This window comes from Streptomyces sp. NPDC031100, from assembly GCF_055570785.1.
Genome location: NZ_JBVIGN010000002.1, coordinates 506,023 through 521,068, shown reverse-complemented (window position 1 = coordinate 521,068; position 15,046 = coordinate 506,023). Strand labels below are relative to the sequence as shown.

Genomic DNA, 15,046 nt, shown 5'->3' with positions numbered 1-15,046 from the left:
TACGCTGCGCGCTGTGCGAGTTCACGCTCTGGACAGTCGCCGTGACTTTCCGTGACCCTTGGTCGACATGACCGACAGCACCATGAGCATCGCGCAGACCACCAACGAGCCCGAACCGTCCGACAGCCTGAAGGCGTTCGGCGCGGCACACAAGGCCTTTCGCAAGCGGGCGGGTTACACGCAGGAGCAGTACGCGCCGCTGGTGGGGTACCAGCCGGGGACTGTCGCCTCGATCGAGCAGGGGCGGCGGTTTCCGCCCCGGGTGTTCGTGGAGCGGGCGGAGGAAGTCCTGGACGCGTTCGGCGTGTTGAAGGAGGTGTACAAGCACGCGACGAGGGAGAAGGGGCTGGCTTCGTGGTTCCGGCAGTGGGCGGAGCTGGAGGAGCAGGCGATCAGCCTGTACACGTTCGAGAACCGGTTGGTGCCGGGGTTGTTGCAGACGGAGGCGTATGGGCGAACGTTGTTCCGCGACCGAGTGCCGATGCTCAGCGACTCGGAAATCGAGGCTCAAGTAACGGCTCGTCTTGAACGCCAGTCGCTGCTGAGGGAGCGCCCCAACACGGCGTTCAGCTTCATTGCCGAGGAGCATGTGCTCCTGCGGCAGACCGGCGGCGCGGAGGTCATGCGCGAGCAGATCGACCACATCCTGGAGGCGACGGAAGCGCGCAACGTCGAGTTCCAGGTGATGCCGATGTCGCGCGGCAATCACGCGGGGACCGACGGCCCCATCCAGCTGCTGGAGACGCCGGAAAACGAGTGGTTCGCCTACTGCGAGGGGCAGGAGAACAGCCAGTTCCTCACCGACGCGAAGAAGATCAGCGTGCTCCACATGCGCTGTGCGAAACTGCGTTCACAGGCTCTGACACCGGAGGATTCCCGGAGCCTGCTGGAGCAGATGCGAGGAGCACTATGACCACCACTGAACTGGCCTGGTTCAAGAGCAGCTACAGCAGCGGCAGCTCCGGCGACTGCATCGAAGTCGCCACCTGCCCCACCACCATCCACATCCGCGACTCCAAGAACACCACCGGCCCCCAGCTCGCCCTCACCCCGGCCTCCTGGACGGAGTTCGTGGCGTTCGCCGCCCGCGACCGCGGGTGATGCGGGAGCCGTTCAACCGCAGGGTGCGCCTGGTCGTCGAAGTGCGCGACGACCAGGACGAACTGGAACTGGCGACAGGCGCGTTCGCGGCTCAGGGATGGCGGGTACGCCCGGCGCGGGACGGCGACGCGGTCAGGGCGGACGACGGATACTCCGCGCTGATCGTCGAAGTCCCGCTCCGTGGCTCCCGCTTGACCGCGAGGTCGATGGCCTGCGAGCAGGTGACGACACTCGCCGCCCGGCGCAAGCTGGACGTCTGGGTGCGCGAGGCCAAGCTCGTACGTCCCAAGCCTGCCGAGCCGAACACGACGTACCACATCCACCACAAGGTGCCGGACGGCGCGGGCCAGGGCGTCGTCGCAGTGGTTCCTGCCCGTACTCGCGGCGCCGTTGCCGTTCGTCCTGCCCTGGGCCGGTTCATTCCTGCACTCCATGTCCTCGTCTTCCAGGCGAGCGGCGACACCGTCTGACTCTGGGACCCGGATCCGGCCCGGGGCAAGGACACCTCCCGCCACGCCCTTCGGCTGAGGGCGGAGGACGTGGCACTGGTCTCGGCCCACGGCAAGCACTGCTGAGGAGCAAACTCCGCAGACTCCTAGAGGTCCTAGGATCATCCCTAGGTTTCCAAGGAGGTGGCTCATGGCCCGTGCGGGACTCACCGTCGACCGACTGGTCGCGGCCGCCGCCGACCTCGCCGACGAGGTGGGCTTCGAGGGCGTCAGCCTGTCCGCGCTGGCCCGGCGCTTCGGGGTGAAGGACGCGAGTCTGTACTCTCACGTCCGCAACCTGAACGACCTGCGCACCCGGCTCGCCCTGCATGCGGGCGGCGAGCTGATCGACCGGATCGCGGTCGCCGTGGCGGGCCGGGCCGGGAAGGACGCGCTGGCCGCGTTCGCGGGCGCGTACCGGGCGTACGCGCTCGACCACCCGGGCCGGTACGCGGCCACCCAGATCCGCATCGACCAGGCCCTGATCGCCGACTCCCCCGCCATGCGCCGCACGGCCGAGATCACCTACGGCATGCTGCGCGCCTACGGCCTCGACGAGCCGGATCTCACGGACGCCGTACGCCTCCTGCGCAGCACCTTCCACGGCTACTGCGCCCTGGAGTCCGCGGGCGGCTTCGGCGCGGCCCGGGACGTACAGACCTCCTGGGACAAGGCGGTCGATGCCCTGCACCTCGCCCTCACGCACTGGCCCCGGGAGAAGAGGAACGGAGAAGAGCGATGAGCGCTGAGCCTCGCCGGCGCGACGGAGCCCCGCTGTTGGTCAGCTGTCGGGGGCTGTCGGTCCGATGTCGGTGACTTGTCGGCAGGCGCTGGCACCTTTCCGGAGAAGGTCGGCCGGAGCTCACCGGGCGGCCTGATCCCGAAGGAGCCACCATGCGCATTCCCGTCACGATCATCGGCGCCGGACTCGGCGGACTCACGCTGGCCCGCGTCCTGCACGTCCACGGCATCCCGGTCACGGTCTACGAGGCCGATTCCTCCCCGTCGGTGCGCACGCAGGGCGGGATGCTCGACATCCACGACTACAACGGGCAGCTCGCCCTCGAGGCGGCCGGCTTGATGGACGAGTTCCGCGCCATCGTCCTGGAGGGCCGCGAGGCGATGCGGGTCCTCGACCGGGACGGGACCGTCCTGTTCGAGGAAGGCGACGACGGCACGGGCGGACGCCCCGAGGTGATGCGCGGGGAGCTGCGACGGATCCTGCTCGAATCGCTCCCGGACGGCACCGTCCGGTGGGGGCACAAGGTCAGCAGCGCCCGTGCCCTCGGCGAGGGTCGCCACGAGGTGACGTTCACCGACGGCGGTACCGTCGTCGCCGACCTGCTGGTCGGCGCGGACGGCGCGTGGTCACGGGTGCGACCGCTGCTTTCCACCGCCACACCCGAGTACACCGGCACGTCGTGCGTCGAGATCTATCTGTACGAAGCCGACACCCGGCACCCAGCCGCCGCGAAGACGGTCGGCGGCGGGTCGATGATCGTGCCATCGCCAGGCAAGGAGATCTTCGCGCACCGGGAGAGCGGCGACACCCTGCACATCTACGTGGGGCTCAGCAAGCCGCAGGACTGGTTCGCGGCCATCGACTTCACCGATGCTGCCGCGGCGACCACGCGCATCGCGGTGGAGTTCGACGGCTGGGCGCCGGAGCTCACCGCGCTGATCACCGACGGCGACACCGCGCCGGTTCTTCGCTCCCTCCACGCTCTGCCGGCCGGGCTCCGGTGGGACCGGGTGCCGGGCGTGACCCTGCTCGGCGACGCCGCCCACCTCCAGGCCCCGAACGGCGAAGGCGCCAACCTGGCCATGCTCGACGGCGCCGAACTCGGCAAGGCTCTCGCCGCACACCCCGACGACATCGAGGCCGCGCTCACCGAGTACGAGCAGGCCATGTTCCCCCGCAGCACCGAAGTCGCCGCTTTTGAAGGTGTCGAGATCCACAGGATCGACTCCGACAACAACACACCCCACGGCCTGATCGCCCCGTTCACCCAGGACGAGCAGACCCCATGAGTCGCCGACCGAGGTCACCACGGTGATGTCACCTCGTGGGAGCGGGCGGCCACCGGCCGAGGGCGCCGGTTGGTGGAGTTCCCGGGCGGGCATCTCGGCACCCTGGATCACCCCGTGGAGTTCACCGACGTCCTCGCGGACACACTCCTCTCCAGCGCACACACCTCGTCGTAGGAGGGTGTCGTACCGCCCGGCGCCCGTCCCGCGGCGATGTCGGCCACCGCGTCCAGGGCCGCGCCCAGCGCCCGCCGGTAGAGCAGCGAGCCGAGGCTGACCCGGCGGACACCGAGGTCGGCAAGCTGGGGCACGGTGGGTCCGGCGGGCGAGTACAGGATGTTGAGCGGGGCGTCGACGCGCCGGACGAGGGCGTCGATCCGGCCGGGGTCGGTCAGGCCCGGCACGAACACCCCGTCGGCGCCCGCCTGTTGATAGGCGTCCAGGCGGCGCAGGGTGTCCGTCTCGTCGCCGTCGCCCAGCCAGTACGTGTCCGTACGGGCGTTGACGAACAGGCCGGGCACGGCCGCCTTCACCGCGGCGATCTTCGCGGCGTGCCGCGCGACCGGCCCGAGCCCGTCTTCCAGGTTGATACCGACGGCTCCGACGGCCCACAACTGGCTCGCCAGCGCGGCGACTTCCTCCGGGTCGTCGGCGAAGCCGTCCTCGGCGTCGACGGAGAGCAGGTAGGGCCCCGAGCCGAGGGTGAGGGCGAGGCGCAGGGTGTGCTCGCGGGTCGCTGCCTGACCGTCGGGCAGTCCGACGCCCGCCGCCACCGCCAGACTCGTCGTGGCGATCGCGGGAAACCCGCGGGCCGCGAGGGCGGCGGCCGAGGCGTGGTCCCAGGCGTTGGGCAGGAGCAGCGGCTCGCCGGGGCGGTGGTGAAGTCCGGCGAAGGGCGTCACGACAGGCTGTGCGGTCATACGTCCACGCTAGGCGCCGCTTGTTTCGGCGCCCGCCGAACTGTGCGAGCCGGCGCTGGGCCGACCGGCTCCGGCCGCGCCACGGCGGTTCACCCGCCGGGAGGTGCCAATGTGCGCCGCCGGCAGCCGCCGATCACACTGGCGGCAAGAGCCCCGACCGCGCGAACGGAGCCGGAGAACCACGATGGCAGACCATCTGCTGCGGGTGAGCGATCTGGGCCCACGGACCCTGGCGGGGCTGCTGGACCTGGCGGAGCAGATGAAACAGGAGCCGCTGGGGTGGGAGCGCGACCTGCGCGGGGGCGCCATCGGATGCGTCTTCGAGAAGCCGTCCACCCGGACCCGCGTATCGCTGGCCACCGCCGCCCACCGCCTCGGCATGGCGGCCATCGTGCTGAACCGTCAGGACCTGCAGCTCGGCCACGGCGAGACCGCTGCCGACACCGCCCGCGTCCTGTCGTCCTATCTCGACGCGATCACGGTGCGCACCTTCGACCACGCCACGGTGGAGCAGATGGCCGATGCCGCGACGGTGCCGGTCATCAACGCCTTGTCCAACACCCACCACCCCTGCCAGTCCCTGGCCGACCTTCTCGCGCTGCGCGAGCACTTCGGCACCCTGGCCGGCCTGACCGTGGCGTTCATCGGGGACGGCACGAGCAATACGTGCAACTCGTTCCTCGGGGCGTGTGCGGCCTCCGGGATGCACCTCGTCATCGCCACCCCACCCGGCTACGAGACGGACGAGGGCATCCTCGGCGAGGCCCGTGAACTGATGAAGCAGACCGGCGGTTCCGTGTCGCTCACCACCGAGCCGATCGAGGCCGTCGGCGCCGCACAAGCCGTCTACGCCGAGGTGTGGGTGCCCATGGACCGACACCACGAACGCGACGAACGGACCGAACGCCTGGCCACCTACCGGGTCGACGACGCCCTGCTGGCCCATGCTCCCCGCGAGGCGGTGGCCATGCACTGCCTGCCCGCCGTCCGCGGGCAGGAGATTGCCTCAGAGGTGCTCGACGGCCCACGGTCCCTGGTGTGGCGCCAGGCGGCGAACCGGCTGCCCACGGCCCAGGCGCTGCTGTACACCCTCATCCTCGCAGCCCGCCGCCGCACGCCCTGACCACCGAGGTGGCCGCGTCCCCGGACTCGTCCGCGCCGTACGGCGTTCGGGAAACTGCCTAGGTCCAGTTGCTTGTAGTTGGTGTCGGCGTCATCGAAGCCCTTGTCGCTGGGAAACCGTGGCGCGGATGTCCCCGACGACCTGGTGGCCGCAGACGGGCGGGACGTCGTCGGCGGAGGCCGGGAGTGCCTGCACGGTGAGTGTGGCTAGCACGGTGGCGCAGACGACGGCCGCGCTTTTGCAGGGGAGGCGTGTGCGATTGCTGCTGCTCAACTCTGTTCCGCCTGTTGCCTGTTGAGTGCTGACGCCACATGATGCCCCGTACACCGACTTGCCATGCACGCGAGCGGCCCCCGTCTCTTCTCCGGTCGGGAGAGGAGACGGGGGCCGCGTGGTGTGCCGTCAGACCCTCGGGTCAGCTGTCGGTGGTGTGGCGGCGGCGCCACCAGACGAGAGCTGCCCCGGCCGCGAGGAGCGCGGCGGCGATCCCGGCGACGGTGAGCACCTGAGTGCCGGTGTCGGCGAGGCCGCCGCCGTCATCGTCCTTCGGCGGTTTCGGCGCGCCGGTGGGGCTCAGGGTCGCCGTGGGCTGCGGTGCCGGGGTGGACGTGCCGGTCGGCTGCGGGCTGGGCTTGCCCCCGCCGCCGGTGTGGGTCGGAGTCGGGGTGGGCGTGCCTCCGCCGCTGGTGTCGATGCTGCCGCCCCCGCCGAGGTAGGTGGTGTCGGAGTCGCGGGCGGAGGTCTGTGACCGTACGGAGTCCTTGGTGGTGCGGGGAAGCGTGCGGTGCTGGGTGGTGAACTCGACGCGGGTCACGTTCCGCTTGGGCGCCTTGGAGAAGTCGACGCCGCCCACACCCTGGTTGTAGGCCTGGCCGCCGTATTCGAGCTTGAACCACTCGATGCCCTCGCGCAGGGACTTCATGTACCGGTCGTAGACGGACTGCTTGGTCCACGTCGCGTTGGGAGCGCGCAGCGGCCAGCGCTTGACGTTGTCGGAGTTGATGATGGGGTGGAAGTCGGTCGGCTTCTTCGCGTCCTGCTGACGGATCCACTCGGCCGCGACCCGGGAAGCGTAGACGCGGCGCAGGTCCTTGTAGGCGTCGCCGGTGTTGACGGCCTTGTCCACGCCCGGCATGACGTACTGGCGCAGCAGACGCTCCGACTGGCGCTTCTGGGCATCGGTGAAGGTGCAGGTACGGGCGCCCGGCGCGTGCCAGGCCATGTCCATCCACTCGGTGGAGACCTTCAGCGGGGCGTCCAGGATGTAGATCCCGCCGTCCTGCTCACGCACCTTCGCCGGCTTGGGCTCGATCCACAGCCGCACCTCGGGGAAGCAGGGGATACCGTCCTTGTCCTTGGCCTCCCCGTCCCAGAAGTTCTTCGCCGCCGGGTTCTTGTTGGGGTTCATCTGGTGGGCGAAGTCAGCCTTCATGGCCAGGTCGGCTTCCAGCAGGATGCGGCCCGCATCGGTGGAGGCGAACGTGGAGTCCATGATCTTGTCGGGCTGGTCGGGGTTCAGGTTGACCCAGAACTTGTCCGGCGTCAGCGCCAGCCACGTGAACATGGAATCGCTCGCGAGCTGAAGACTGGCCTTCCCGCCCCAGCCCGGATTGGTGTCCTCGTCGGGCGTGAAGTCGGCCTTGAAGGAGTAGTCGAGAGCCTTCCCCCTGACCGGGTTCCCCACGTACTGAAGCTGGAGGGTGGAGAAGTCGACGCCACCCGGACCACGGCCGAGCGCGCTACGGGTGTTGATCTTGTTGAAGTCCTTCTGGATGCGCTGGCCCTCGGCCGGGGTGCGCCCGGACTGCCAGGCGATGTCGTTGATCGGTCCCTGGGTGCCGGTGTTGGGGCGCGGGTTGAAGACCGGGTAGGTCTTGGTCCACTTCGTCTGCGGCCACAGGGCACGCGCGGTGGCGCGCTTTTCCACGATGCGCACCTGGTTGCGGAAGGTGCTCCGCTCGCTCTTCAGCGCGTTGTTGAGGCTGTTGTACCGCTTGACGGTGGTGTCGGAGGCCTTCTCACCGGCGAACATCGACATCCGCGACTTGGTGAAGTCGTACTTGTCGTCCTTGTGGCGGAGGATGATCTGGTCGGCCTTGTACTGGTGCGGCTTGTACTTGCCGTTCGACTTGAACTCGCCGAGTTCGCCGCTGCGCTGGTTGTAGGCGTCGTAGCGGCGGGAAGCGATGAGCTTGTCGTCCTTGTCACGGATCTCGATCGTGACTTCGCACAGCCAGTCCGGTCCGATCAGGTTGAAGTCCTGGACCGTCTTCCTCTCGAAGACACCGCCCTTGGAACTGTTGGCCTGTCCGTTGATCAGGTAGCGGGGAACCCAGTCCCGGAACGGCTTGGGGCTTCCCGACGTCTTCTTGTGACGGTTGTACCGCGCATAGATCGCGTTCTTCATGTCATCGATGTCGTGGGACTTGGCGTACTTGGCGTCCCAGGCATCGATCTCCGCCCGGCTGAACCCGGCCGCGTCCAGGTCGGCCTGGGTGGGGGCGGGGACGTTCTCGAAGCCCTTGAACTCGTTGTTGTAGTAGTACTCGCCATCCGGCCCGGGTGCGACCCAGTGCGCGTCCGGCATCGGCGCCCCGGACAGCGGCGGCGTGGTCGGGTAGGTCTTCTTCAGGTGCATCTCGTCGCACCGCTTGCCCGTCGTGATCTTCGCGTAGTCACCGGGCGCGGCATGTGCGGTGGCGGGCAGCCCGACCAGCATCATGCCGGTGGCCGCCAGGAGAGTGAGCGCGGTCTTCAGGCGCCTCGGAAGGCGGGCGCGTATCGGTGTTCTCACGTACGTGTCCCTGGTCGTGGGGGCCACGGGACGAGTGGTGGTTGGGCGGCGGGAGGTGGGGCCCCCGTGTCATGTCTCCGTCCGCCAGCGCTCCCCACCCTAGAGGCACCCAAGGGCTCATGTGCAAAGGGTTGTTGACGTGGCGGCGTGTCAACTCGGCGACAGGCGGCGCGGTGTTGTCGTACGAGTCGGCTACGGTGCGGGCATGACTGCGCCTTCCGGGAACCCCTACGACCCGACCCGCAACCCTGACCTGTTGGCATGGCTGACCGAACGGCAGACCGACTTCGACCGGTGGGTGGACGAGGCCGACGGGGGCGGCCTGTTCGACTTCTCCCCCGCCTCGCTGGACGGTCTGGAGGATCTCATCCGGGAAGGCTTCGAGACCCCGGAGGAAGTCACCGAACAGCGCCGCACCCCGTTTCTCCAGGGCGCCGTGTGGTACCTCGGCGAGGTGTTCTGCCGCCACAGGGGAATGGTGTGGAAGTACGAGCCCGACTTCGACACCGGCCGGCTGGCGCCGTTCTTCGCCGCCGAGGAACCCGTCGGGGTGTTGGACACACCGTGCGTGGGCCTTCCCGGAGCGCGCCCGGGTGAGAACTGGTTCCCGCTGAACATGATCCGACGTCTGCTGATCGATGAGGACGAGGTCGGGAATCCGGTCGATGAGCGGCTGCTGGGCATGCTGGAGGGCTGGTACGACGACGAGGACGACGAGGAGTAGAGCAGGCCGGCCGTGTCGCTCACCGGACGCGGCGCCGGCGGAGTTCCCCCCGGACGGATCAGCCACGGGGTGGGCCGTACCCGCTCCGGACCCGCCGGGGCCGTGCTGTCCGGCCCTGCGCAGGATCGGCGCCCTCGCGGCCGCCGAGCTGTTCGCCGGTGCGTGGTACGCCGCCACCGCCGGGGCGACGACGACAACGGCCCGCCGAGACCTCCGGCGCCTTCACCTCCCAATTCCCCAGCCGCACCGGCGACCTGGTCAAGGTTCGCGAGTGTCGACAAGGTGGTGGGCGCGCGGATCACCGGTGACCTGGCGGTCTCCAAGGACGGCTCCCAGACCTGGGCGTACGCGCCCGTGACCCCGTCCTACGCGACCAAGCTCAGTGGGGCGTCACCGACCACGACGACGCTGCGGATCGCGCGCCTCACCCCTTGAGAAGGCAAGGGGGAACACCCACTCCTCGCCACTCTCAACGTATAGCGCACCGGGGGGCTTGCGGCAAGGCCCCCGTCGTACCGCAGAATCGTCCGCCGAAGCCAGAACCTGCGGGAAAAAGGGAGTTTCATCAGGTGCGTGTACTGCTCTCGATCTATGGCTCGCGCGGGGACGTCCAGCCGATGACGGCGTTCGCGGTGCAGTTGCGGGCGCTCGGCGTGGAGGTGCGGGTGTGTGCGCCGCCGGACGAGGAGTTCGCGAAGCTGCTGGCGGGGCTCGGTATCGAGATGGTGCCGGTCGCCCTGTCGGCGCGCGTGATGGCGACCACGGCGCCGAAGTCGCCGGCGCAGGCCCTGCCCGAGCGCGCGGCCGCGATGCTCGCCGCGCAGTACGACGCAGTCGTCGCCGCGGCCGAGGGATGTGACGCGGTGGTGGCGACCGGCATGCTCCCGGCCGCGGCCGGGGCGAGGTCGGCGGCCGAGCAGCTGGGCATCCCCTACGTCTTCGTGGCCGTCTTTCCGTCCTATCTGCCGTCGCCCTACCACCGACCTCATCAGAAGCCGGGCCAGACCTTCCCCCCGGACGTGACCGACAACCGGGTGTTGCACGACCTGGACGCCCGGTTCATGAACCAGGCGTTCGGCACGGGACTCAAGACCCACGGGGCGGCCGTCGGCCTGCCGCCCGTGGCCGACTTCCGCGACTACGTCCTCACCGACCGGCCCTGGCTGGCGTCGGACCCGACCCTGGGTCCCTGGCCGGAGCCGGCGGACCTGGACGTCGTACAGACAGGTACGTGGTTCCTGCCCGACGAACGGCCGCTGCCGGACGACCTGTCGGCGTTCCTGGACGCCGGCGAACCGCCGGTGTACGTCGGCTTCGGCAGCATGTCCATGCACGGCTCGGAGGACGCCGCCCAGGTGGCCGTCGAGGCGGTCCGGGCCCAGGGCCGCCGCGTCCTCGTCTCCCGCGGCTGGGCCGACCTCGGCCCGATCGACGACCGGGACGACTGTTTCCGTGTCGGCGAGGCCAACCACCAGGCGCTCTTCCGGCGGGTGGCCGCCGTCGTGCACCACGGTGGCGCGGGTACGACGGCCACGGCCGCCCTGGCCGGGGCGCCCCAGGTGATCGTGCCCCAGTTGGCGGACCAGCCGTACTGGGCCGAGCGGGTCGCCGCACTGGGCATCGGCGCGGCGCACGACGGCCGGACCCCGACCTTCGACTCCCTGTCGGCCGCGCTCGGTATCGCCCTGGCCCCCGAGACGCGTGCCCGGGCGACCGCCGTCGCCGCCACCATCCCCACCGACGGAGCGACGGTGGCCGCCAAGCGGCTGATCGACCTGGTCGGCGGCGACAGGCCGTCCGGGTCCGCGTGAAGCACGCGGGCCCGGACGCAGCACCCACGGCCGCAAGGCGTCCTCCGATCGGAACCGATGAGATGAGTCATCCCCTGACCGCGAACACCAGCGCCTTCGACCTCCCCGACCGCCTCTCCGCCAAGGCCGACCCGGCACTGATCGCCGGTGACGAGCAGCACTTCGCCGCCATCGCGCGGTGCCTCGAGGAACAGATCGCCGAGCTGACCGACCGCCTCGATGCCGCGCGCAAGGCGCCCGGTGGCGCGGGCCGGCAGGCGATGGACCGGGACGCGGAGGTCCACCGGCTGACCGCCCGCCTGCGCACACTGCGTCGCTTCGGCCTGGATCTGTGCCTCGGGCACATGGTCGCTGCGGACAACCCCGAGCCCTTGTACGTCGGACGACTCGGCCTCACGGACAGCACCGGCCGCCGACTGCTGGTCGACTGGCGCTCCCCCGCGGCCGAGCCGTTCTTCGGCGCCACCCACGGCAACCCGATGGGGCTGGCGAGCCGCCGCAGGTACCGCTGGACCGGCGGCCGTGTCAGCGACTACTGGGACGAGGTGTTCACCCCGGACGGGCTGGAACGGCACGCCGCGCTCGACGACCAGTCCGCCTTCATCGCCGGCCTGGGCAGCGACCGTTCGCCCCGGATGCGGGACGTGCTCGGCACCATCCAGGCCGACCAGGACGCCATCATCCGCGCGGGATCCCGTGGCGCGCTCGTCGTGGACGGCGGTCCGGGCACGGGCAAGACGGTGGTCGCCCTGCACCGCTCCGCCTATCTCCTCCACTCCGACCCCCGTCTCGGTCACCGCCGGGGCGGCGTCCTGTTCGTCGGCCCGCACCGGCCGTACCTGGCCTACGTCTCCGACGTGCTGCCCAGCCTCGGAGAGGAGGGCGTGCAGACCTGCATCCTGCGGGACCTGGTCGACGAGGGAGCCGCGACCAAGGCCGAGGCCGACCCGGAGGTGGCCCGTCTGAAGTCGTCCGCGGACCTGGTGAGGGCGATCGAGACGGCCGTACGGTTCTACGAGGAGCCGCCCACCGAGGGGATGACGGTCACGACCGCCTGGTCCGACATCCGGCTGAGCGCACACGACTGGGCCGCGGCGTTCGACGCGGCGGAACCCGGTACCCCGCACAACGAGGCGCGCGACCAGGTCTGGGAGGAACTGCTCACGATCCTGGCGGACCAGCACGACGGCGACGACGTCTCGCCCGAGCTGCTCCGCAAGTCGCTGCGGCTGGACCGGGAGTTGCGCACGGCGTTCGACCGCGCGTGGCCGCTGCTCGAAGCTGCCGACCTGGTCGGCGACCTGTGGTCGGTCCCCGCCTATCTGCGGATGTGCGCGCCCTGGCTCAGCCGCGAGGACGTCACGAGGCTGCAGCGCGCGGACCCCCAGGCCTGGACGGTGTCCGACCTGCCGTTCCTCGACGCGGCCCGGCAGCGGCTCGGCGACCCGGAGGCGTCCCGGCGCAAGCGCCGGCAGGAGGCCGCTGCCGCCGCCGAACGCGAGCGCATGGCCTCGGTCATCGACAACCTGCTGGAGGCGCACACCTATGACGACGGCGAAGGCGTGCTGGTCATGCTGCACGGGCAGGACATGCGCAACTCCCTGGTCGACGAGGCCGCCCTGCCCACCGCCGACCCGGACCTGCTCGCCGGTCCCTTCGCGCACATCGTCGTCGACGAGGCGCAGGAACTGACCGACGCGGAGTGGCAGATGCTGCTGCTGCGGTGCCCGTCCCGGAGCTTCACCATCGTCGGAGATCGTGCCCAGGCCAGGCACGGGTTCACCGAGTCGTGGCAGGAGCGGCTCGAGCGGATCGGGCTCGACCGGATCAGCCTGGCCTCCCTGAACATCAACTACCGGACGCCGGAGGAGATCATGGCCGAGGCCGAGCCGGTCATCCGGGCCGTGCTCCCGGACGCCAACGTGCCGACCTCCATCCGCAGCGGCAACGTCCCCGTCGTCCACGGATCCGCTGCGGATCTGAGCTCGATCCTGGACACCTGGCTCGCCGCCCATGCCGAGGGGATCGCCTGCGTCATCGGCGATCCCACGTTCCGGCCGACGTCCCGCGTCCGGTCGCTGACCCCGGAGCTGTCGAAGGGTCTCGAGTTCGACCTGGTCGTCCTCGTCGACCCGGAGCGGTTCGGCGAGGGCATCGAGGGAGCGGTCGACCGCTATGTCGCGATGACCCGGGCGACCCGGCAGCTCGTCGTCCTCACGAGCTCCTGACGCCGGCCGGCCGAGCCCGCTCCCGGCAGCGGGTCAGCGGGGCGTCACCGTCCACGAGGACCCTGCGGATCGCGTGTCCGAAGCCGTGAACCGGAAGTGCCTGAACCGTCCCGCGGCCCAGCGGACGCACAGGTCATGATCCCCCTGCACCTCGACGGTCACCAGGTCGGCGAGGGGCAGGGGGTCGGGTTCCGCGGTGAGGCGGGCCAGGGCGACGAACAGGGTCGGGACGTCGCCCGTCGTGCCGGACAGGGCGAAGCCGGCCGCCGACAGGCCATGCACCGGGACCAGTTCCGCCGACTCGTCCTCCCCCGGCACCCACCCCATGACGTGCACCTCGGTGCCGGGAGCCGCCCCCGCCACCAGGTGGGCCCGCACCTCCACCGCACCCTCGGCCACGACCAGACTGGTCACCTCGGCCCCCGAGCCCGAACCCACCGGGTACCGGGAGGCCGCCCAGTCCTCCCCCACTCCCAGCGGCACGATGCCCGTGCGAACGGATGCACCGCCGACCATGACGACGTTGTCGGGCGGCGACCCGAGGGGGCGCGTGACCGTGGAGTACGCGAACCGCGTGTAGTACGGGTCGTAGCGAACGTCCTCGCTGCCATGGTTGTGGAGGCGGACGACACCGTCCGAACGCGTCGCCTGGAGCAGCCAGTTGGGGCTGGCGATCGGCGTCACCGCGTCGGCCCGCTCCGCCGGTCCCGGCTGCTCGGTCGCCGTCCACACCTCGTGATCGGGGGGCAGGAGGAGGCCGAGGAAGCCCTTGCTCGCCCAGTAGGGGGAGGCCGGTCCCGAATAGTCCTGCAGAACGGCCTCGTCGGGGCCGTGCCAGCCGAGGGTGAGCAGGCCACGGGAGTCCACGGCACCCCGGTCCAGGAAGTACTTGAGCGCCCCGGAGGCCAGCCGCCGCGTCTCCCCCGCCGCCAGGGGCGTACGTCCCGTGAGCGCGCCCAGCCACAGCGGGGCCGCCGTCGCGAACCGGTACGTGAGCGAGCGGCCCTGGTGCATCGGTGCGCCGTCTCCGCCGAACAGGCGGGCGTAGTCGGCGAGATGGTGTTCCAGCCGGCCGCCGTACCACTCCAGCAGTTCGGCGTCGCCGGCCAGCCAGGCGTGCAGCACCGGGTACAGGTGCATGGCCCAGCCGTTGTAGTAGTCGTACTTACGGCCGTCGCCATCGGTGTACCAGCCGTCGCCGACGTACCAGCCCTCGATCCGCTCCAGACCACGGTCGACGGCTTTACGGGCCGCCTCGACCTCATGGCCGATCTCGGCGAGGAAGCCGCCGACGGTGACGGGGAACAACTCCCAGTTGCAGGGCCAGGGTTCGGCGCTCAGCGCGTCCGTCAGCCAGACAGCCGTCCGCTCACGCACGGACTGCTCCAGACGGTCCCAGAGCAGAGGCCGGGTCAGCCGCAGAGCGAGGGCGATCGAGGCGGCCTCGACCAGGGGTTGGCTGCGGTCGGCAACCCGTGGCCAGACACCACCGGGACCGGCCGCGAGTCCCTCGGCGTAGCGGCCGAGCACAGTCTCGTCCCGGCGAAAGGCCGCCAGCAGAAGGGTCCTGGCGTACCCCTCCAGACCGTCGGAGAGGCGGCCCGACCGGCTCACATGCTCGCCGGGGAGGTGGTAGAGGGCCCGATCGGCGGTGGCGTACGACTCGACGGCAGCAAGCAGGCCGTCGGCGGCGGCCTCCCAGTGGGCACGGGTGTACCCGGTGTACGGGCTCGCGACATGGTCGGCGGCGGGCAGTTGGATCACGACGGTGACTTTCCTTCCTGGCGGAGCCTGGGACGCCCCGGTTCCGGTCGGGGCGTCCCAGGGAT

The 15,046-nt window shown here is 70.4% G+C and carries 13 protein-coding genes; 10 read left to right on the top strand and 3 right to left on the bottom strand.

Annotation, left to right across the window (positions count from 1 at the left end):
* Positions 1-67 precede the first annotated feature (67 nt).
* From ACZ5DS_RS06575 to ACZ5DS_RS06555, 5 genes are all read left to right on the top strand, one after another.
* Positions 68-913, top strand: coding sequence for a helix-turn-helix domain-containing protein (locus tag ACZ5DS_RS06575; RefSeq protein WP_468234701.1), 846 nt, complete (start codon positions 68-70; stop codon positions 911-913).
* A complete protein-coding gene (locus tag ACZ5DS_RS06570) occupies positions 910-1,101 on the top strand; it encodes a DUF397 domain-containing protein (RefSeq protein WP_468234699.1) in 192 nt (63 codons plus the stop codon). The genes ACZ5DS_RS06575 and ACZ5DS_RS06570 overlap by 4 nt, the downstream gene beginning before the upstream one ends.
* Positions 1,101-1,571: a hypothetical protein gene (locus ACZ5DS_RS06565; protein ID WP_468234698.1), complete on the top strand. Its 471-nt coding sequence runs from the start codon at positions 1,101-1,103 to the stop codon at positions 1,569-1,571. The genes ACZ5DS_RS06570 and ACZ5DS_RS06565 overlap by 1 nt, the downstream gene beginning before the upstream one ends.
* Before the next feature lie 169 nt (positions 1,572-1,740).
* Complete coding sequence (locus ACZ5DS_RS06560) at positions 1,741-2,331, top strand: TetR-like C-terminal domain-containing protein (protein WP_468234696.1); 591 nt, start codon at positions 1,741-1,743, stop codon at positions 2,329-2,331.
* Positions 2,332-2,483: 152 nt separating this feature from the next.
* Positions 2,484-3,620 (top strand): FAD-dependent oxidoreductase, encoded by a 1,137-nt coding sequence (locus ACZ5DS_RS06555; RefSeq protein WP_468234694.1) that lies wholly within the window; start codon positions 2,484-2,486, stop codon positions 3,618-3,620.
* Between the two features lie 107 nt (positions 3,621-3,727).
* Here the strand turns inward: ACZ5DS_RS06555 and ACZ5DS_RS06550 are convergent, their stop codons facing one another.
* Positions 3,728-4,537: an isocitrate lyase/PEP mutase family protein gene (locus ACZ5DS_RS06550; protein ID WP_468234692.1), complete on the bottom strand. Its 810-nt coding sequence runs from the start codon at positions 4,535-4,537 to the stop codon at positions 3,728-3,730.
* A gap of 184 nt (positions 4,538-4,721) precedes the next feature.
* On the opposite strand from ACZ5DS_RS06550, the gene argF reads away from it, so the two are divergent.
* Positions 4,722-5,660, top strand: a complete 939-nt coding sequence (gene argF, locus ACZ5DS_RS06545; protein WP_468234691.1) for an ornithine carbamoyltransferase — start codon at positions 4,722-4,724, stop codon at positions 5,658-5,660.
* A gap of 415 nt (positions 5,661-6,075) precedes the next feature.
* On the opposite strand, the gene ACZ5DS_RS06540 is transcribed toward argF, so the two are convergent.
* On the bottom strand, positions 6,076-8,454 hold the full coding sequence (locus ACZ5DS_RS06540; protein ID WP_468234689.1) for an LPXTG cell wall anchor domain-containing protein: 2,379 nt from the start codon (positions 8,452-8,454) through the stop codon (positions 6,076-6,078).
* A gap of 205 nt (positions 8,455-8,659) precedes the next feature.
* On the opposite strand from ACZ5DS_RS06540, the gene ACZ5DS_RS06535 reads away from it, so the two are divergent.
* From ACZ5DS_RS06535 to helR, 4 genes are all read left to right on the top strand, one after another.
* Entirely contained in the window at positions 8,660-9,178 is a 519-nt protein-coding gene (locus ACZ5DS_RS06535; RefSeq protein ID WP_468234687.1) for a hypothetical protein, read from the top strand.
* 282 nt (positions 9,179-9,460) lie between these two features.
* Positions 9,461-9,613 (top strand): hypothetical protein, encoded by a 153-nt coding sequence (locus ACZ5DS_RS06530; RefSeq protein WP_468234685.1) that lies wholly within the window; start codon positions 9,461-9,463, stop codon positions 9,611-9,613.
* Between the two features lie 134 nt (positions 9,614-9,747).
* Entirely contained in the window at positions 9,748-10,989 is a 1,242-nt protein-coding gene (locus tag ACZ5DS_RS06525; protein ID WP_468234683.1) for a glycosyltransferase, read from the top strand.
* A gap of 62 nt (positions 10,990-11,051) precedes the next feature.
* Positions 11,052-13,217, top strand: a complete 2,166-nt coding sequence (gene helR, locus ACZ5DS_RS06520) for an RNA polymerase recycling motor ATPase HelR (RefSeq protein WP_468234681.1) — start codon at positions 11,052-11,054, stop codon at positions 13,215-13,217.
* Between the two features lie 33 nt (positions 13,218-13,250).
* Here helR and ACZ5DS_RS06515 read toward each other — a convergent pair whose 3' ends face one another.
* Positions 13,251-14,978, bottom strand: a complete 1,728-nt coding sequence (locus tag ACZ5DS_RS06515; protein ID WP_468235105.1) for a DUF2264 domain-containing protein — start codon at positions 14,976-14,978, stop codon at positions 13,251-13,253.
* Positions 14,979-15,046: the final 68 nt, after the last annotated feature.

What these genes read in the sequence shown, in the direction of transcription:
- ACZ5DS_RS06575 (WP_468234701.1), top strand. Translation starts at nt 68, where the DNA reads ATGACCGACAGCACCATGAGCATCGCGCAGACCACCAACGAGCCCGAA.
- ACZ5DS_RS06570 (WP_468234699.1), top strand. Translation starts at nt 910, where the DNA reads ATGACCACCACTGAACTGGCCTGGTTCAAGAGCAGCTACAGCAGCGGC.
- ACZ5DS_RS06565 (WP_468234698.1), top strand. Translation starts at nt 1,101, where the DNA reads ATGCGGGAGCCGTTCAACCGCAGGGTGCGCCTGGTCGTCGAAGTGCGC.
- ACZ5DS_RS06560 (WP_468234696.1), top strand. Translation starts at nt 1,741, where the DNA reads ATGGCCCGTGCGGGACTCACCGTCGACCGACTGGTCGCGGCCGCCGCC.
- ACZ5DS_RS06555 (WP_468234694.1), top strand. Translation starts at nt 2,484, where the DNA reads ATGCGCATTCCCGTCACGATCATCGGCGCCGGACTCGGCGGACTCACG.
- ACZ5DS_RS06550 (WP_468234692.1), bottom strand. Translation starts at nt 4,537, where the DNA reads ATGACCGCACAGCCTGTCGTGACGCCCTTCGCCGGACTTCACCACCGC.
- argF (WP_468234691.1), top strand. Translation starts at nt 4,722, where the DNA reads ATGGCAGACCATCTGCTGCGGGTGAGCGATCTGGGCCCACGGACCCTG.
- ACZ5DS_RS06535 (WP_468234687.1), top strand. Translation starts at nt 8,660, where the DNA reads ATGACTGCGCCTTCCGGGAACCCCTACGACCCGACCCGCAACCCTGAC.
- helR (WP_468234681.1), top strand. Translation starts at nt 11,052, where the DNA reads ATGAGTCATCCCCTGACCGCGAACACCAGCGCCTTCGACCTCCCCGAC.